This window comes from Ktedonosporobacter rubrisoli, assembly GCF_004208415.1.
Lineage (GTDB): Bacteria > Chloroflexota > Ktedonobacteria > Ktedonobacterales > Ktedonobacteraceae > Ktedonosporobacter > Ktedonosporobacter rubrisoli.
Genome location: NZ_CP035758.1, coordinates 7,962,975 through 7,981,448, shown reverse-complemented (window position 1 = coordinate 7,981,448; position 18,474 = coordinate 7,962,975). Strand labels below are relative to the sequence as shown.

The 18,474-nt window shown below is 53.8% G+C and carries 16 protein-coding genes and 1 pseudogene; 12 read left to right on the top strand and 5 right to left on the bottom strand.

The genetic code is table 11. From position 1 onward, the window contains the following. Positions 1–52 precede the first annotated feature (52 nt). Positions 53–649 (bottom strand): TetR/AcrR family transcriptional regulator, encoded by a 597-nt coding sequence (locus EPA93_RS34590; protein ID WP_165423597.1) that lies wholly within the window; start codon positions 647–649, stop codon positions 53–55. A 265-nt stretch (positions 650–914) separates the two neighbouring features. Between EPA93_RS34590 and EPA93_RS34585 the strand changes: the two genes are divergently transcribed. The 4 genes and pseudogenes from EPA93_RS34585 to EPA93_RS49290 form a co-directional block, all read left to right on the top strand. Next, complete coding sequence (locus EPA93_RS34585) at positions 915–1,364, top strand: nitroreductase family deazaflavin-dependent oxidoreductase (RefSeq protein WP_165423596.1); 450 nt, start codon at positions 915–917, stop codon at positions 1,362–1,364. Between the two features lie 150 nt (positions 1,365–1,514). Continuing rightward, complete coding sequence (locus EPA93_RS34580) at positions 1,515–2,048, top strand: VOC family protein (RefSeq protein ID WP_129891882.1); 534 nt, start codon at positions 1,515–1,517, stop codon at positions 2,046–2,048. Then, positions 2,045–3,220 carry a winged helix DNA-binding domain-containing protein gene (locus EPA93_RS34575; RefSeq protein ID WP_129891881.1) on the top strand — a complete coding sequence of 392 codons (1,176 nt, stop codon included), beginning with the start codon at positions 2,045–2,047 and terminating at the stop codon, positions 3,218–3,220. The genes EPA93_RS34580 and EPA93_RS34575 overlap by 4 nt, the downstream gene beginning before the upstream one ends. Before the next feature lie 408 nt (positions 3,221–3,628). Beyond that, positions 3,629–3,709 (top strand): annotated as a pseudogene (locus EPA93_RS49290) (IS5/IS1182 family transposase); the annotation flags it as partial. On the opposite strand, the gene EPA93_RS34565 reads toward EPA93_RS49290, so the two are convergent. Further along, positions 3,702–4,406: an N-acyl homoserine lactonase family protein gene (locus tag EPA93_RS34565; RefSeq protein ID WP_129891880.1), complete on the bottom strand. Its 705-nt coding sequence runs from the start codon at positions 4,404–4,406 to the stop codon at positions 3,702–3,704. The pseudogene EPA93_RS49290 and the gene EPA93_RS34565 sit on opposite strands and share 8 nt — an antisense overlap. Positions 4,407–4,820: 414 nt before the next feature. Between EPA93_RS34565 and EPA93_RS34560 the strand changes: the two genes are divergently transcribed. The 5 genes from EPA93_RS34560 to EPA93_RS34540 all read left to right on the top strand — a co-directional run bounded on the left by EPA93_RS34560 (position 4,821) and on the right by EPA93_RS34540 (position 11,140). Further along, a complete protein-coding gene (locus EPA93_RS34560; protein WP_129891879.1) occupies positions 4,821–5,891 on the top strand; it encodes a DUF917 domain-containing protein in 1,071 nt (356 codons plus the stop codon). 8 nt (positions 5,892–5,899) lie between these two features. Then, positions 5,900–6,859 carry a DUF1177 domain-containing protein gene (locus tag EPA93_RS34555; RefSeq protein WP_129891878.1) on the top strand — a complete coding sequence of 320 codons (960 nt, stop codon included), beginning with the start codon at positions 5,900–5,902 and terminating at the stop codon, positions 6,857–6,859. Between the two features lie 205 nt (positions 6,860–7,064). Next, a complete protein-coding gene (locus tag EPA93_RS34550) occupies positions 7,065–8,627 on the top strand; it encodes a PucR family transcriptional regulator (RefSeq protein ID WP_129891877.1) in 1,563 nt (520 codons plus the stop codon). A gap of 178 nt (positions 8,628–8,805) precedes the next feature. Further along, entirely contained in the window at positions 8,806–9,474 is a 669-nt protein-coding gene (locus tag EPA93_RS34545; RefSeq protein WP_129891876.1) for an AroM family protein, read from the top strand. Between the two features lie 40 nt (positions 9,475–9,514). Next, positions 9,515–11,140 carry an OPT/YSL family transporter gene (locus EPA93_RS34540; protein ID WP_129891875.1) on the top strand — a complete coding sequence of 542 codons (1,626 nt, stop codon included), beginning with the start codon at positions 9,515–9,517 and terminating at the stop codon, positions 11,138–11,140. A gap of 94 nt (positions 11,141–11,234) precedes the next feature. On the opposite strand, the gene EPA93_RS34535 is transcribed toward EPA93_RS34540, so the two are convergent. After that, the gene (locus tag EPA93_RS34535) at positions 11,235–12,884 is read right to left on the bottom strand and encodes an RNA polymerase sigma factor (RefSeq protein WP_129891874.1); all 1,650 of its coding nucleotides are present in this window, start codon (positions 12,882–12,884) and stop codon (positions 11,235–11,237) included. A 260-nt stretch (positions 12,885–13,144) separates the two neighbouring features. On the opposite strand from EPA93_RS34535, the gene EPA93_RS49285 reads away from it, so the two are divergent. The 3 genes from EPA93_RS49285 (at position 13,145) to EPA93_RS34520 (ending at position 16,219) form a co-directional block, all read left to right on the top strand. Beyond that, positions 13,145–13,717, top strand: coding sequence for a hypothetical protein (locus tag EPA93_RS49285; protein WP_207229278.1), 573 nt, complete (start codon positions 13,145–13,147; stop codon positions 13,715–13,717). A 321-nt stretch (positions 13,718–14,038) separates the two neighbouring features. Continuing rightward, positions 14,039–14,413 carry a nuclear transport factor 2 family protein gene (locus EPA93_RS34525; RefSeq protein WP_129891873.1) on the top strand — a complete coding sequence of 125 codons (375 nt, stop codon included), beginning with the start codon at positions 14,039–14,041 and terminating at the stop codon, positions 14,411–14,413. A 93-nt stretch (positions 14,414–14,506) separates the two neighbouring features. Next, on the top strand, positions 14,507–16,219 hold the full coding sequence (locus EPA93_RS34520) for a S41 family peptidase (protein WP_165423595.1): 1,713 nt from the start codon (positions 14,507–14,509) through the stop codon (positions 16,217–16,219). A 103-nt stretch (positions 16,220–16,322) separates the two neighbouring features. Here EPA93_RS34520 and EPA93_RS34515 read toward each other — a convergent pair whose 3' ends face one another. Further along, complete coding sequence (locus EPA93_RS34515; protein ID WP_242527205.1) at positions 16,323–16,988, bottom strand: response regulator; 666 nt, start codon at positions 16,986–16,988, stop codon at positions 16,323–16,325. A 10-nt stretch (positions 16,989–16,998) separates the two neighbouring features. Beyond that, positions 16,999–18,312, bottom strand: coding sequence for a sensor histidine kinase (locus EPA93_RS34510; protein ID WP_242527537.1), 1,314 nt, complete (start codon positions 18,310–18,312; stop codon positions 16,999–17,001). Positions 18,313–18,474: the final 162 nt, after the last annotated feature.

The following is an 18,474-nucleotide window of genomic DNA, read 5'->3' as shown; positions in this document are numbered from 1 at the left end:
TGCCAGGCCGGGGGCAAGCTGCTGGATTTCTTGCTTGTTCCTCAAATGCCAGTCAGGTAACCGTGGTGAGAGGTGACATGCCAGCAATCACGACGCGCAAGACGCGCCGGGTCATTTCTTCTGCTGCAACCGTTTGATCTCCCCGGCTCCATTGCGTGGCAGGACCCAGGATGGCCCAACTGATGACTTGTGCCGTGGTTTCTCCTGCCTCTTCTTGCAAAGGTGCCTCTGTTGGAACCTGCTTGAGCCATCTCAAGAGGAGGGCATACAGTTCTTGTTGAAGCACGCTTTCGAAGAGCGGCTCGTACTGCCTATCGGCTGGCTTGACATACGAACGAAAGAGCGCAAGCACGTCAAAGACCGAGCGTATCAGCTGATGCAAGGTACTCAATTGCAAGGTAGAGGAGGCAGGAAATTGACTTGTGAGTTTCTGGTGGAACTTCTGGTGCATCCAGCACTGTAACAACGCATATTTGTCTTCAAAGTGGTCGTAAAAGGTCGCCCGGTTGACCGTGGCAAGTTTCGCAACCTCTTGCACCGAAATCGAGTGAAGATTGTGCCGTTCTTCCACTAAGGTGATGAACGCTTGCAGCAACAGCTGACGGGTCCGTTTGACCCGTGGATCACGCGAATTAACAGATGTTGTCAAAGTGATTTCTTCCCTCGGTATGCTCTTATATTTCCAATATGTGTAGGCGACAGTTTCAACTCTGTGTCGTTTACACGACGCGCCTGTCTGTTTGCTGATTGTTTTGCACGCAGGCACATGGTACTCTTCCTAAGAGTGTAGTATACACGACACTGTTGTTGGAAGAACAGGAGTAGCCAGGCAAGATGGTTCTCTGCTTTGGCAAGAGGGTGTATGCCAGGCTCCCTGTTTCATGAACTTTGTACGCTTGATAGGAGAAGAATACATGAGTATGAATTACGAAGAGGCGGCACGGCGCGCCAAGACGCTCAATCCGCAGATCATTGAAGAGTTTCGGGCCAATGGCGGCAAGGTGAAAAATTTTCCAGGACCAGAATTTCTCTTGCTTCACACCCGCGGTGCCAGAACCAATCAACCCCATATCACGCCTGTGCGCTACATCAAAGATGGCCACGCGTACGTCATTGTTGCCTCAAATGCTGGTTCTCCCCGCAATCCCAATTGGTACTATAATATTCTCGCACATCCAAATGAGGTCATGATTGAAGTTGGGACCGAGCAATTGAACGTTCATGCGACCGTTGCGCCGCCAGCCGAACGTGAACGCCTCTTCGCAGAGCTCGTAAGACAAGCGCCCGACTTCGCCAAAGCCCAAGAAGGAACGTCTCGTATCATGCCAATGGTGCTCTTAGAACGTGTCGCTGAGAAGGGCTAGAAGACTTGTAAGAGATGTCTGCCAGGGCCAGCTCGCTCATTTTGGCCCTGGCCCAGAAAATTGCCAGGCGCCTCCAAAGGCTGATAGCTTCTGACCTCCTTTGAGGATATACTGTCTCTATCGAGGCAGTACAGAAGGAGAACAAGAGTAATGACACCACAAAATAATGTGCAAGCAATCCCAGAGGGCTATCATAGCGTGACGCCTTGGATCATCTCACGAGACACAGCCCGGTTCCTTGATTTTATTAGCAAAGCATTTGGAGCCCAGGAATTGGGGCGGGTCTACAACGAGGATGGCAGCATCGGTCATGCCGAAGCCAGAATCGGCGACAGCATCGTAATGGCCTTTGATGCGCACGAGGGATGGCCTGATACCCCATGCTTCTTGCGTCTCTTCGTCCCTGATGGTGATGCAGTGTATCAGCAAGCTCTTGCTGCTGGTGCGACTGCCGTATCCGAGATGACTTCCCTGGCCTTTGGCGACCGCGTGGGACGCCTGCGCGATCCCTTTGACAATCTGTGGTGGATTCAGACCCGTCTTGAAAACCTCACCTTTGAGGAAATGGCAAAGCGTGCCGCAGAGCCGCAGTATAGCGAAGCGATGCGCTCGTTTCAAGCATCTCTTGAGCAGGAGATGAAGCGCCGCAGCGAAGCCGAAAGCCACAAGGATGCCTCTCGATGATGCAATCAACAACAGGGGAACTATCCCTCTCATGGAGCCAGGTAGCGGCCCGTAGGCTTGTTCGCCACGGGCTCGACACTCCCGCACAGGGCGCTCGACCGGCAGAGATCGTAAGAGCCCTCTGTGGAGCGCACGCTCAGGTAGTATCCGCGGCCTTCTGGTCCATAGGGCTACGCAGTGCCTCCCTCACCTCAACAGCGGTCAAAGATGCTCTGTGGAGCGAACACAGCCTGATCAAAACATTTGGTCCACGCGGCACGGTTCACCTGCTTGCGGCCCAGGACCTGCCACTGTGGGCTGGTGCGCTTTCGGCGCTTCCTCCGTCCCACAACGGTCAAAGCCAGGAGGTACGGCTGACTCCCGAGCAAACTGATGAGGTAGTCAAGGTCATTGCTGCCGCGCTTAGCGATACCGAGTTAACCATTGACGAACTGAGCGAAGCGGTTATTGCGGCCACCGGATCTTGGGCTGGCGAGCTGGTCATGCCCGCATTCAACGGCATGTGGCCGCGCTGGCGTATGGCCCTGGCTCAGGCTGGCATTTGTGGTGCGCTGTGCTTTGGCCCCAATCGAGGCTCCAAAGTAACCTACACCAACCCACGCAGATTTCTCCCCGAATTTGCGCCAGTTGAGGAACGCAGGGCGCTCACCTGGCTACTCAAGAGCTACCTGTCTGCTTATGGACCGGCTACACCGCAGCACTTCGCGCAATGGCTTAACGCACCGCGGAGTTGGGCAAAGGAGTTATTCAACGCTCTCTCCGCCGAACTTGAACCCGTAAAGGTCAACGGCAGCCTGGCATGGGTAGTAGCTGGAGATAGCACATTCCCGTCAAGTTTGCCACAAAGCGTTCGGCTCCTTCCCTACTTCGACGCCTACGCAGTTGGTGGCCAGCCGCGTGAACTACTCTTTCCCGGACGAGCCACACAACGCGCACTGACGCCGAGCGGACAAGCGGGAAACTATCAGGTGCTCCTCGTCGATGGAATCGTGGCCGGAGTCTGGCACCAGCGACGCTCTGGCCGCCGGCTTGATATCACAGTAGAAGCATTTGAGCAGCTCAGCGCTACCCAGCGCCGCGAGCTCGACGAACAGGTGGAGCGTATTGGTGCATTCCTCAATGCGCAACCCTGCTTGACGCTCGGTCCAGTCAATGTAGGCGCACATGCATAAGTTTGCAGCTATCCCATTGTCGAACAAGCCTTGGCCTGTCTGGCCATGGGCTTTGCAAAGTCTGCGAAAGATAGCAGCTTTAGAGGGAACGAAGTAGCAGCTTATCAGGTCTCTCTGCCTTTTAGAGAATTTGCAAGAAAAAAAACAGAGGGGCCTTTTTTGAATTTGTCTGGCGGCACAAATCGTAGGGGCAAAATTTGGTCACGCTTCCATAGCTTAATAAGAGATGTCTGCCAGGGCCAAATTGGGCGAGCTGGCCCTGGCACAGAAAAATTGCCAGGTACCTCCAGAAGCGATGCACTCGTTTCAAGCGTCTCTTGAGCAGGAGATGAAGCGCCGAAACGAGGCCACAAACCCCAAGGATGGCTCTCGATGACGCAATCAACCTCAAAGTAACTGTCTCTATCAATGAGTAAGTATTACGAGCGAAAAGTGCAGACGAGTGAAACACTGATCCAGGTGGCGATGATTCGGCTGCTCCTCACTCGTAATACTCAGGCAGCTTTTTCAGCCCTTCCCACTGCCCCTTGTCATGACCGAAAATCACAAGCCTGATATGCTCCCGTTCGACCAGATCAAGCAGTTTTATCGTACTGGCACGGATCGCTTCAGCGTCAGGGTTGCTCCCGTCATCCTGCGCGTCACGGGTAAAGCCCTCGCCGAAGGGAACAGCGTCAATCGGCAATAAAATCGCCCCAGTTTTTGGCAGCCGCACCAGCACCGATTGATGTCCGGGTACATGCCCGCTAGTCTCAATCAGCTCCAGCCCCGGCAGCAGTTCCGTGTCTCCGTCCACCAGCTGAATGCGCTCCATTGGCTGATCCCATTGGGGGCGATTGGCAGCAAAACGCGGGTTGCTCGCCGCATCCAAATGATGCACACGCTGAACAACATATTGCGCCTTCGTGAATGCCGCATGTCTTCCGGCATGGTCAATATCATAATGCGTCGAAATGACTATATCAATATCGTCAGGTTTTAAGCCAATGCTCGCCAACTGCTTGATAACGTCCTGCCCGTTCTCGAACTCCGCATCTTCTTCAGGTATAATCTCAGGTAGACCACTGTCAATCAGAATATTCTTGCCGTCACCCGTTTGCACCAGATAGCACACGATCGGAATCTGGTATTGCGGCATGGACCCAACCAGCATCAGATAAAGACGCTTCACGGCATTCCGGCTCATAAGCTCCTCCTCGGAATTGAAACATATATTCTATCACATCAATCGGGTTGGCGTTCGTATCAGCCCTGAGTGAGCAGAAAGCTCACGCCGAGCCTGTCAATCTTGCGCACCACTGTCTTCCGCTCCCTCTTTGCATGCAAGGATTCTATCATCTTACAAAGCAAAAATCTTCTCCCGGCTTGCTCTTTTAGCCATACAGCATTACTGCCGCGCATCCCAAAACACGGTCTTAGAGGAAACGCAGAAGTCGATTACCAGGGTCTCTCTATCCTTAGCGTATCTGAGGGAAAAACTGAGAGGCCTTTTTTGCATTTGTTTGGCGGCACAAATCATAGGGGCAAAATTTGGTCACGCTTCCATAGCTTAAAACGAGGAATCTCTGTATGCTATAACAAACTTTACCGAGGTATGATAATGGCTTCCTATATACTTTCAACTGCGGATGTCCAGGCAGCCGTACTCGGTGGTGCGTTACTCGGTGGTGGCGGTGGTGGATCGCTCACCCAGGGTTCCACAATGGGCGAACTGGCTCTTGCAGTGGGTACGCCGCAACTCCTCTCGCTCGACGAACTTGCCGACGATGATCTTCTGGCCGTTGTGGCGTTAGTGGGAGCGCCCTCCGCGCGTGAGCAATATCTCAAGCCCGTGCATTATATCCGCGCTATCGAGCTCTTGCAGGCCAGGCTTGGGCGCAAGCTGGCCGGCATCACCACCAACGAAAATGGGGCCGGCACAACTGTCAATGGTTGGTTCCAGGCTGCCATGCTGGGTCTGCCAGTTATCGACGCGCCCTCAAATGGGCGGGCGCATCCCACCGGCGTCATGGGCTCTATGGGCCTGCAGCAGGACGCCAGCTACGTCTCTATCCAGGCGGCGGCCGGCGGTCGCGCCGATAAATATATCGAGACAGTTGTTTCTGGCTCGCTCACCACCTGCGCCTCGCTTATTCGCAAGGCTTCGGTAGAGGCCGGTGGACTTGTTGCCGTCGCGCGCAATCCCGTCACGGTACGTTACGCGCGCGAACATGCAGCCTGCGGAGCGATTGGCCAGGCCCTTGAGCTTGGTCGTCTCATGCTCAAGCAGCAGACAAAGGGCGGCGACGCGGTAGCGCGGGCGGCCATGGAATTTCTTGGCGGCAAGATCATCTGTCAGGGAACCGTAGAGAACGTGACCCTGAACATGCAGGGCGGCTTCGATGTTGGAACTGTCGAGATCAAGGATTACGCCCTGACCTTCTGGAACGAGTATATGACGCTGGAACAAGGCGGAGAGCGCCTGGGCACCTTTCCCGATCTCATCATGACCCTGCAGCGAGCTACCGGCATTCCGATCCCGACCGCCGAACTGCAGCAAGGCGAAGAGATCATCCTGGTACACGTACCGCGCCAACGCCTGCTTCTGGGGGCCGGCATGCGCGATCCCCAGCTCTTTAAGCCGATCGAGCAAGTTATTGGGAAGCCAGTGCTTTCCTATATTTTTGCATAGGAGCTGCTATGTCTCTCAAGCAAACAATTGAGATCTTTGAACTCCTTGATGATAGCACCGTATCGGGAGAGAAAGTCAAAGCTTTTCTTGAAGCGCGCGGTGCCAGACATGTAACCGTCACGACAGTTGAGGGCGAAAAGGGCAGCACCGATTTCGTCAGGGTGGTCATTCCCGGTCAGCGCGGCAAGGTGCTCGGTGGCAAAGCTCCCACTTTAGCGATTGTGGGACGCCTGGGCGGCATTGGCGCGCGTCCGGAGCGCATCGGTCTGGTCTCAGACGGCGATGGCGCTATTGCTGCCATGGCCTGCGCGCTCAAGCTCGCCGATATGCAAACAAAGGGCGATATTCTGCCCGGCGACGTCATCATCTCTACGCATATCTGCCCGCATGCGCCCACGCGCCCGCATCATCCCGTAGCCTTTATGGACTCGCCAGTTGATATCCTTACCGTGAATCGCCACGAGGTCAGCCAGGAGATGGATGCCATTCTCTCGATCGATACGACCAAGGGCAACCGGCTCTTTAACCATCGCGGCATCGCCATCTCGCCAACCGTCAAAGAGGGCTATATCCTCAAATTCAGCGATGACCTGATCAATCTGCTAGAGATGAGCACTGGCCAGCCGGCGCACACCTTTGGCATCACCATGCAGGATATCACCCCTTACGGCAATGGGCTCTACCATGTAAATAGCATCTTGCAGCCCGCCGTAGCCACCGCTGCGCCCGTCGTCGGAGTCGCGATTACGGCGGAGACAGTTGTGCCAGGCTGCGCAACAGGAGCCAGCCACGAAGTTGATATCGCCCTGGCCGTCAAATTCTCGCTTGAGGTGGCCAAGGCCTTTGGCGACGAACAGTGCGCCTTCTATGATCCGCAGGAGTTTGCACGCATGCAGCAGTTGTACGGCTCAATGGCACACCTGCAGACCCTGGGCAAATCGCTACCCGCAGCAGGCAAGGTCAGTTAAACCGCCTGAGGCATGGAGCTGTGTCCGCTGGCCAGAGGGCGGCAAGTTAAGTACGCTGTCCATCCGCTCAAGGCGATGGACAACAGGATCTCTTATCAAAATTTCGTGCGCTGCTTCTATCAGTAAATATCATAAAATAAAAGGGATTAAGCAAGCGGGGCATATTCTTGGGTTAGAATGTTAGTTGGCCGGTAAGGAGAGGGCGATGGACCAGGCATCATTAACAGTCGAAGAGCTGCTTCAGCTTCCTGTCCTGCAGAACGCCCAGCTCGTGAGTGGCGCAAACGGATTACAGAACGAGATCCGCTATATTGATGTCATGGAGATTCCCGACCTGGCCGGCTGGCTTCGACCGCACGAGTTCGTGCTGACCACCGGCTATGCGTTTCAGAATAACCCTTATGCCCTTGGCAAGTTGCTTGATGAAATGCACAAGGCTGGCGGGGCGGCCGTTGGCGTGAAGCAGAGGCGCTTCGGCTACCAGGTCAGCGCCGAGGCGCGCCACAAAAGCGATTCCTATGCCATCCCGATTATCGATATCCCGCCCGAACTTACAACTATAGATATTACGCACTCGGTGATGGAGAAGATCCTCAATCGCCAGTTTGTAGTACTGAACAAGGCGCGCGCCGTCAATAGCGAGCTCATGAAGCTGCTCCTGCGCCGGCGCAGCGCCGAGATCGTGACGATGATCGGCAATCTCTTACATTGCTGCGTGGCCGTGCTCAATGCCGGAGGTAGTGTCCTTAATGCAACGCCTGGCTTCGACTTGAGCCAGGTGGCCCAGACGCGCGAGATTCGTGCCGCCAACACTATACTCGGCTATCTTGTCATCACTGAGCAGCCCACGCAGGATGATCTCTTTGCTCAGATGTGCTTGGACCAGGCCACCACAGCTTTGGCCCTGGAATTTACTATCCAGGATGCTGCCAAAAACCGCAAAGAGCACGCCCGCGAGGAGTTTCTTGTAGAACTGCTCTCGGCACCCACACGCGCGGAAGAGGCCTTGCTGGTGCGGGCCCAGCGCCTCGATTTTCCCTATGGGCTCTATCAGTTCATGCTTGTGGTGCAGCCGATTTTTTCCGCGCCAGCACTGGAGGAGCTGCGTGAGGATCTCTGGGAACAGATTCATATGCTAATCGTCGAGGGCATGAGCAGGGGCGAGAATGGGCGCAAGCATTTGACGGTTCCGCTGGGCGAGAGCTTTGCCGTCCTGTGCGTGAGCTCAGACGCGGAGATACGGGAAGCCGCCACACAGACAGCCGAGCAGCTCTACACGCGCCTGCAGCAGCGCCTCGCAAATGTAGAGTTCAGCATTGGCATCGGGAGCATTGTCAATCAGCTCTCGGCCCTTCACGAGAGCTATAGCCAGGCCCGGCACGCGGTAGAGGCGGGGCGTAAAGTTTTTCCCGCGCGCCATATCGTCCATTACGAAGATGTTTATATTGAAGATATGCTGCTCAGCATTGGCAGGCACCCGGCCCTCAAGATGATGTACGACTCGCTGCTCTTGCCGCTCTGCCAGTATGACCAGCGTAACGGCACCGAATTGCTTAAGACGCTCGAAGCCTTGCTGCGCCACGGCGGAAACACCCGCGAAGTCGCCGAAGAGCTCTATATTCATCGTAACTCAGTCAGTTATAGATTGGAACGTATACAGGATATTCTCCAGGTAAATATTTTCGCGCCAGAAATTCATATTCGGCTGGACCTGCTCATGCGAGCCTGGAAGCTGCAGCTCTTACCCTTACCCGAAGGTACGCGCTGAGATACGCCCTCGCTCCGTATTGTCAATCCTATTTCTTTTTCTCACCGCCGCAAGCGGTATTAGCCCAACGTGGATCTGGATTAGAGGGCTGTAATATGCGCTCTGAGTAGTCTTTCCAGGCTTAAGGTAGGCAGTTCCATAAAAGTCACTTTCTCTATTTATAAATAAGGAGGACCAGATGCAAAAGATAGGCACAATTACCATAGGCCAGTCGCCGCGCGTAGACATCGTTCCCGAGCTCAAAACCTGGCTGCGGGCCGACTGCGAGATCATCGAAAAGGGTGCGCTGGATGGATTGAGCCACGCGGAGATCGCGCGCCTGGCTCCGCATGAGCCCCAGCAAGATGTTCTTGTCACGCGATTGGCTGACGGGTCCTCTGTTACTATCACGCACGAAGCCGTCATCCCACGTGTACAGCAGTGCATACGGGAACTTGAAAAAGAAGTCTCGACGATCCTGCTGCTATGCACCGGAACGTTCCCGGCCTTTACTACGCAGGTACCATTGCTGATCCCTGAGCACCTGCTCTACAACTTTGTGCGCGGCATCATCAATCCCGCCTTTAAGCTGGGAGTGCTCACGCCATCGCCCGACCAGGTTCCTCATCAGCAGCAGCGCTGGCAAAAGAATGTCGCCCACGTCAGCGTTGCCGCCGCAACCCCTTACGCCGATATTGCCCACGTTATCGAAGCTGGAGTCGCGCTGGGCAAGCAGGGCGTAGACGCTATCGTCCTTGATTGTATGGGCTATACGCTAGAGATGAAGCAGCGCATTCGCGAGCGTGTAGATTGCCCCGTCATTCTCTCGCGGGCGGTTCTGGCCCGCGTTGCCGCAGAGCTGGCCTGACCTTCTCTCTGCGCAGACCCCATTGTGAAGGAGTTCTCATATGGAAGATGCAACATCCCGGCAGGAAAAGCACCATCCTCGATTGCTTGAACCGGTCTCGCTGATCCTGAATCTGCTAGTCGCTGTGCTGGGCGCAATTATTGGCCTGCAACTGATTGTAACGCTGGGCGTTACGCCAAATACGGCGATTATCGGCGCTATCATCGCGATCTTAGTCTCGCGCATACCCTTGCATATCTTTGCTAAGTTCCGCTCGGTCCATCGGCAGAACTTGATGCAAACAACGATTTCGGGAGCAACCTTTGGCGCCGCCAACGCGCTCTTGCTCCCAATTGGCATTCCTTATCTTTTTGGGCGCGCGGATCTGGTCTGGCCGACCTTGATCGGGGTTGCCTGCGCGATGGTTGTCGATGCCGTGGTTCTCTTTTTGATCTTCGATTCACGTATCTTTCCGGCTTCGAATGCCTGGCCGGCTGGCGTGGCGACCGGTGAGGCGATTATTGCCGGCGATAAGGGCGGGCGCCGGGGCCTTCTGCTCGTGGCTGGTACCGTGTTGGGTATTGTTGGCTCGATGCTGGGTGCTTCAATGTCGGCCTTCGGCGTGGCCTTTATCGGCAATATCTGGGCGTTAGCGATGTTTGGCATTGGCCTGCTCATCAAGGGCTATGACAAGGCCCTATTCCATATGAACATTGATACGCTCTACATTCCACATGGTATTATGATTGGAGCCGGCGTGGTTGCCCTCTTCCAGGTGATCTGGCTCCTTCTCAAGCGGCGCGGAAATGAGCAGGAAGGCCAGGCCGAGGAAAATACTGATGAGGCGCTGGGCATTTCGCGACAGCTTACGCGCACGTCGCGGGATGTGGGCAACGCTGTCAAGTGGGGCTTCGTGGCCTTTCTTGGCTGTGCAATTGTGCTGGCTGTGGGAACTGGACTCTTTACACATATGCCGCTACCGCAGTTTATCGGCTGGATTATCTTTGCGGCGATTATCGCCATGGCTCATGAGCTAATCGTTGGCCTTTCGGCCATGCATGCTGGCTGGTTCCCGGCCTTTGCCGTGGCCTTAATTTCACTAATTGTGGGTATGCTACTGGGCTTTCCGCCTATCGCGCTGGTCATTCTTGTGGCCTATGCCGCCTCGACGGGACCGGCTTTTGCCGATATGGGCTATGACTTCAAGACAGGCTGGATTCTGCGCGCCGGCGAGAGCCAGCAGTTTGAGCTCGAAGGTCGTCGTCAGCAGTTTCTCTCGACGCTGGCCGGCTTTGTCGTAGCGGTTGTGGTTGTGGCACTTATCCAGCACTCATACTTTTCCAAGGGCCTGATCCCGCCTGTCGATAAGGTGTATGTCGCAACGATCAAGGCTGGCTTGAGCAATGGCGGTATTGCCACCAGCCTGCTTATCTGGGCCATTCCGGGAGCGCTTATCCAGCTCATCGGTGGCCCTTCACGCCAGATCGGTATTCTGCTAGCTACCGGTCTGCTAATCAATAATCCTATGGCTGGCTGGTCGGTAATTGCCGGCCTGATCATTCGCCTGATCGTGCTCAAGCTCTATGGCAAGAAGGCCGAGGGGCCAATGAGCATTCTGGCCGCCGGCTGTATCGCTGGCGACGCGCTGTACAGCTTCTTCAGCTCGGTATGGAAGGCGAGCCGCTAGCGGCTCTCTTCTCAAAAGAGGCTCATCAGGAGGAGGTCGCAGGCAGAAATGCCTCTGCGGCCTCTTCACTATTTCTGGGAGTCAGGAGCCTTTTCTACGGCCTTTCTTCGATTTTCATCGTTAGCATATCGTCCTGCCATGGGTAGCCGGCTACCGGTTCTTCGTGCTGGCTCGCATAGGTATAGATTGTTCCGCCTTCACTGTATGACTGACGATAGCCTTGCTCATAGCTCTGCTGATTATCTGACTTAGGCATCACGGATGATGAATTCCCTCGCTGAAAAAAAGATTGTTGACGCTGAATGATAGTCTTGTAGAAACTTAGCAAGACAAGCGAAATGCTCAAAGGGAAGGCCAGAAACAGCAGTATTTGCCAGGGAGCCAGTAAACCGGTCATACCCATGTAGAGGGATGCGTAGAGTTGCCAGGGAGCCAGAGCGATTGCCATACCTAGCCAGAAAAGCCAGTTGAGCGCATGGAGGGCCAGGTATCGACTTCGCGCGGTTCTTGAGAGAAGAATACTTATGGATGACCAGGCGGCAAGAAGCGCAAAAGCTATCAATAGGGACCCACTATCATCTAAACCAAGATTGCGTGCTATATGGAAAGTACTTATCACAATGAAAAGCAGTATGACTAGTGGGAGAACAAGAGGGAGCATGTAACCCATATTGAAAATTTTATGCTTCCTCAACCCGCGAGTAAGAAATGCTAGCGCGACACAAAATGCAAACCAGGTGCTCAGAGTCAGGCCAAGGCTGATCAATTTGATAGTATTATTAGTGATGAGCTGAGCCAGCCCTAAAGATAATGGCAACCCTAGTATGATGATGCCCGCCCAGATGGCGGAGAAACGGAAGCTTCTTCCTTGATCGTTTTGCATAGTTCCTCCCATATATTTCGATCTTATGTTCACCTGGTTTGAAGCAGAACTTTGCTGGGTCATATCATCTGTTTCCGCGCTGACATCTTGTCGGGTAGAGTCTGGCAGAGCTTTTCCGGCCGCCGTCTGCTCCTGGCTCTGGAGTAGGAGAGACGAGGTTCTATGGCGCTGCGTATGTAAGAGAAAAACAAGATCAGCTCTGGCATATCTTGGATGTATCACTCCGGTAAAAATGGTTCGCAGCAGAGTTCTGCGTTGCCTCTTCGCCGTTGTGCTGTAGACCTCTTCAGGATAGAGTGCGTTGAGATGCTGGCGTAGCTGCTTACGCCCTCGGTGCAGGCGACTTTTTACGGCAGGCAACGAGATGTGCAGGTGATGGGCGATCTTCTGCATGCTCATCTCTTCGTAATAAAAGAGGTAAGCGACATCTCGATATGGCGTGGAGAGCATCCTCACAGCCTCTCCTACGATCTGCTGTATTTCTTGCGTTACCAATTGTTCCTGGGGGTCTTGTATCAAACATGAGGATTGTTCCAAAAGCTGGCTTCCCTCCTGGGTATCAAGAGAAAGGATCTCTTTATGTGTGCGCAGCCAGTTCCGGCAGATGTTCAAGGTGATGCTGTAAAACCAGCTTTTAAAGCGGGTCGCATCGTGTAGCTTGTCAAGCGAAAGATAGGCTTGCAGCATCGCCTCCTGCACTAGCTCGCGTGCTATCTCTACATTCCTGGTAAAGCGCACTGTGAGACATATTGCCATCACTTGATAGCGCTCGATAAGCAGACGAAAGGCATCTTTATTGTCAGCGAGTGCCAATTTGACCAATTCGGCATCCGTTGTTTCTTCCGTTATAGCCACGTTCATAACCTTTCTTGGTAAAGGGGTTCTACCTCTATAGTGGTAAGAATGTGGCAAAAGGTTTCAACTCTGTTCCTGGTAGATGGTCCAAATTTGGGATGTGTCCCAAGCCTGAGCCCAGATCTAGCCTGGTGAGCTGTTAAGCTCGAAATTGTTGAGATTTTTACTGTGATTAGGATTTTTGTCCTAGAAGCTTCAGATGAATAGAAATTTGTTTTATAATATATTTTATATTTCAATATATCTGTACTTCTCTGGAGGGCACATTGCGTCGCAATATTGTTATCTGGTTTATCTATCGAATATTTGGTAAGCGCGTGGGCGATATGGTCGTCGCGGCCCTTGTCGCGGGAATAGGACTGCTGGCCACTTTTGCCTCGCTTACGCAACCTTCCGGGGCTAAGTACTGGTGGGTTGGCCTGATCCTTGTGTTTTTAGGCGGGTTGATGCTGGTTATTCGGATGCGCAAGCCCGGGATGGGACGTCGTGGCGCTGCAACCATGCAGCCAAATTCCTTTGCTCAGCAAGCTAATGTGTATGGTCAACAGCAGTATGGGCAGCCTTACGCTCAGCAACAGTATCCACAGCAGCCCTATCCGCAACAACCGCAGTATCCACAGCAACCATACCCACAACAGGCGAATCCATATGGGCAGCAGCAATATCCAGCTTACCCGCAACCGCAGTATCCACAGCAGCCCTATCCACCTCAACAGGCTGGAACATCGTATGGGCAACAGCAATATCCTGGATACCCTCAACAACCCTATCCGCAGCAGCCCTACCCACAACAGGATAATCCCTATGGCCAGCATTATAACAATCCCTATCAGCAATAAGCTTGCCATGTAGCAAATATCGACATACGTTAATTTATAATAGGGGTCACCAAATGTTCGGTGACCCCTATTATTGTGCCTAAATTCTCTTTATCCGACAAAATGTGAAGCTTATACTTTTAGCGCATAACTTGCACTAGAATCTCCAATACAGTATAGTAGGGTAAAAGCTATCTCAGATATGCGCCAAACGGGACATCTTCTGATTGAAAAATATGCTAGGAGCATAGGTTTCCTCTTTACTTCTTTGCTTCAAGTATCTATGCTTGAGGAAATGGGCAGACAGGCAATTGTCGCTAGCCCGAATGAAAGGAGGGAGAAATGAACCACTCTCTTGAGGAAATTGTGCATGCTGAGAAGCAGCTTCAACAGGCAATGGTGAACAATGATGTGCAAGCCCTGGAACGCTTACTACATGATGACCTGGTGTTTATTGATGCCGAGGGAAATGTACAGGGAAAACGCGAGGATATCGAAAGTCATGCGTCCGGTGCTATGGTTCAGACTGCTATGGAGTTTGTCGAAGAACCAATTATGCAATTTTATGGAGAAAGTGCAGTTGTTGCAGTAAAAGCTCATGTAAAAGTGCAATTACAGGGAAAACCTCTTGAGGCTTTCTGCCGCTATCTGCGTATATGGCAGTTTCAGGATGAGCGCTGGCAAATTATCGCGGGAACTGTACGTATCATCTCTTGATGATGACTCATAGCACCTGTTTAGCCAGAGTGAAGTGCTTCTGCTGGAAAACCACCTCTTTGCTCAACTCGCATGTACAGGCTTTTCTGGCAGATGTACTACAACACGGTTTTTGTCGATAAACTACCTGGCTTGTCATTGATCGATATCCTGTTCGACTGGGACAAACTGACTGGCAAATCACAGCTATCAGGGGTGTATGAAGAGCAAATGCATAAATATTTCTCGCACGCGCAAGGCCGTGCATGCTTCTGCGCTGCTTATCTCATCACTTGTTATCTCCTTTTTCTCATCTTCCCCTTTCACTGGCCAACCTTAGTCTTATTTGCTGGCTTAGCGCTACTGCTCATCCTCGTCAGTTTTAGCCCGTCAGCATTGCTGAGCAATGGGCTCAGCGCGCTGGCCTGGCTGCTCCTTCTCACCTACGGTATCATCTATGCGCTGGGCCTGCAAGAATACTGGTTGCTCGCCTTTGCTAGCGCTGGAACTATCTTACAAATGGTCGCGCCTATCTTGTGGAGAAAGCGCAAGCAAGTGACGAGAGCCGCACTACCCAGAAGGCGTTTTGTCTCTCTTCTCCTCATCCTCATCTTGCTGCCTGCCAGCTTTATTCCTTGCCTGCGCTATGTGATCCTGCCGCAACCCGCGGTCTATCTGGCCAGCGCGCTCTGGCTCATGCGCACCAATGCCTATCGCAGTTCCCAGCTTGACTGGCCGCAGGTGATACACAATGCAGAGGGCATGATCCAGCAGGCGCGGAGCAGTGAGGATACGTACAGCACCATCAATTATGTTCTCACCAGCCTGGGTGATCACCATAGTGCGCTGATTGGGGCCCAGCAAGCGCTAGATCTGAGCACAGGAATAGGCCATGGGCCAGGCTTTCTGGTAGAGAAGGTCCTGGCGACAAGCTGGCTGCAGCATAAAGCGGTTGCGGTGGCCTTTGTCTTTCCGGGTAGTAGCGCCGACAGAGCTGGCATAAAGCCTGGCGATATTGTCACGCTTTTGCGCAGAACGCCGACAGAGATAAAGCTGCTCTGGCAGCCAGGGCATAGCTGGCAGAAGAAAGCTATTAGCTTGGATCTGCGCATTCCCTATGCTGGAGAATTGGGCACGAACGGTTACCGCCTGGCCGACAACATTGGCTATGTCAATCTTTATGGCACAACTGGCAACGCCCCGCAGCACTATGCCAGCCAGTTACAAAACCTGATCAAGCGGCTGGATACGCAGCCGACCTGCGGGTGGATTATCGACTTGCGCCTGAACACCGGAGGCAATATCTACCCTATGCTTCAGGGCCTAGGACCAATTCTGGGCGCGGGCAGCAATCTACTAAGTTATGTCGGTCCCAATGGCAAAGTGAATGTGAGCTTTGGCTATCGCAATGGCGCTATCCTGATCAAAGGCAGCCCGGCCAGCTTTGTGCCACCTCTCGTACCGGCCTATCAACCCAAGATAGCACAGCCGCCCGTCGCGCTCTTAATCAGTGGCAATACTGCCAGCTCTGGTGAAGGAGTCTTGATGGCCTTCCTGGGCCGGCCCGCTACGCGCACCTTTGGGGAAACAACTGCAGGCCTCTCTTCTTCAAATATTACTTATCAGCTGATAGATGGGGCGCTCCTCAATATCATGAGCGATATTGGCATGGATCGGAGCGGCAAAGTATATGGCTCAACGATCCAGCCTGACGAGGCCGTCAAGATAGACTGGTCGCACTACGGAACCAGCCAGGACCCGGTAATACAGCGCGCAGAACGCTGGCTGTCAACGCAAGCTATGTGCAAGGCCAGCACTGCCCGCTGATTATAGCAACTGGCTCGCCTTGGAGGATAAGGACAAATCTTACAGTGATTTAGTTGCCGGCTCACTATAGAAGAGCGAGCCGCCTTTTCTTTCTTTGGACCATTCAGCTTAAGCCAAACTGGTGAGCCAGCACAACCAGGTGGGCTCTATCGCGAGCGCCCAGCTTGGTAAAGATGTGATTGATGTGCGTCTTGACAGTCGAATCGCTGACGGAGAGCTCCTGGGCGATCTCGGCGTTATTGCGTCCCTTAGCAATCAAGCGCACAACATCAAGCTCGCGTGCCGTCAGGCCAAAGGTCTCGCCTTGCGTTGGCGACGTAGGGCGCGAAGCCTGAGCGTTGGCCAATCCTGCCAACAAATCTACGGCGCTCGAAGCCTGCAAAAGCACCTGGCCGCGAGCAACAGTCCTGATCGCACTGCCTACCTCCTCGGCGCTACAGTCCTTAAGCAGGTAACCGGATGCGCCGGCACGCATCCCCTCGATTACCAGTTCGGGCGTATCGAAGGTCGTCAGCAGGAGAACGCGCGGCCTGGGTCCGTTCGCTTGTTGACGGATGCGTTCAGTCGCCTCAATGCCGTCGCAGAGCGGCATGCGAATATCCATCAGGATGACATCTGGTTCAAGCTCCTCGGCCTGCTTGATTGCGCCCAGGCCGTCCTGGGCCTCGCCGATTACCTCAATATCCGCTGTATCTTCCAGAATAATACGCAAGCCTTCGCGCATCAGGCGTTGATCATCGGCAAGCAGAACGCGTATCTTCTCGCTCACAACACACCTCTTACCTTGAATTGATCTGAAGCTGTTCGGAACTATTAAAGGGCAGGCGCAATATCACCTCAAACCCTCCGGCCTCTCCGGGTCCGGCAGCAAGCTCTCCTCCCAGGGCGTTGGCCCGCTCGCGCATACCCTGTAAGCCATGATGTCCACCGCTGCCCATGCTTATTTTATCGCTGAGCGGACCGCTAGCAGAGGCAGCTTCTCCCCGACCATCGTCGCGTCCCTGTAAAATGACTGCCGCCTCGCGCCAGCGCAAAGTAATCAAGACATTGCGGGCCGCACCGTGACGATGGGCGTTGGTCAGGATCTCGCGCAAGGCATAGTGCAACGTCTCTATCTGTTCCTGGCTCAGCGCGCTGGGCGTGCCAGCTTCTTCAAACTTGCAGCGGATGCCAGTACGTTCGCTAAACAAGGTCAGGGTGTTGCGCAGGCCCGCACCCACGCTATCCGGCGCAGAGGCTTGCACGGAGGATGGTTCTCTTAGCAGGCCAACGACGCGCCGGCTCTCGGCAATGCTCTCACGAATCAGTACGGCCATATCATCAAGCTTAGCCGTAAGGCGCTCGGGATCGCGCTTGAGCAGATGGCGGGCAGCCTGCACCTGGATGGAGAGCACGGAGAGCGTGTGTGAGAGCACATCGTGAATATCCCTGGCGATACGCGTGCGCTCATGCTCGGCCGCCAGCTCCCGTGTGCGCTCCATCTCGACGCGCAATTGCTCCTGTACCTCGTGTAGCCTTGCCACCAGCAGATATTGCGTGCGCTGCGACCAGCCGCCCCAACCTATGGCAACGGCGATGCCGAACGAAAGAAGCAAAGATTCCAGGTTGCTCCATTGCCAGGGATTCTGTAGATGGTGGTTTGTTGCGAGCAGAATGAGTATATCGGCGGCGATGAGCGGCAATGACCAGCGCCGCGGGAAGCGATAGAGGACAAGGCCGCAGATAGTATAGAGCCCATACGCTCCCCAGTTATTTGGCACCAGCACATTCAGGAGCAGGCTACAGAGCAGGGCCGCACAATACATCAGAAAAACGAGAGGGAAGCGATTGAGCCCGCGCGAAGCGATGATCAGGACTGCCAGAATGAGATATATACTCTCTGTGAGAACGAGCAAGGGCAAAGGCATCGAAAGCGAGGTAACCACAATATAGACAGCTAGGAACAATGCTGCCAGATCGCTAAAGAGCAGATCCCCAGTAAAGAATATGCGCGGAATACCTCTTACGGCCCGGATATTGCTCCAGAGCCCTGGGCGATGCTCCGTACCCTCATCTTTGGGGCCTTCCTCAAATAGACATATATCCAACAGCATATTCACGGCGCGCTAACTCTCCTCTACCTGCAATACTCACATAGAATGCTTACTTAAAATTGTCTCGCTCTGCTCAGGTCCTATTATAGCCTATCTCAGGTTGGGGGACATCAACCCCAGGGTGGAGAAATGGAGCCCACAAAAATCAAACCAGAATCAAAC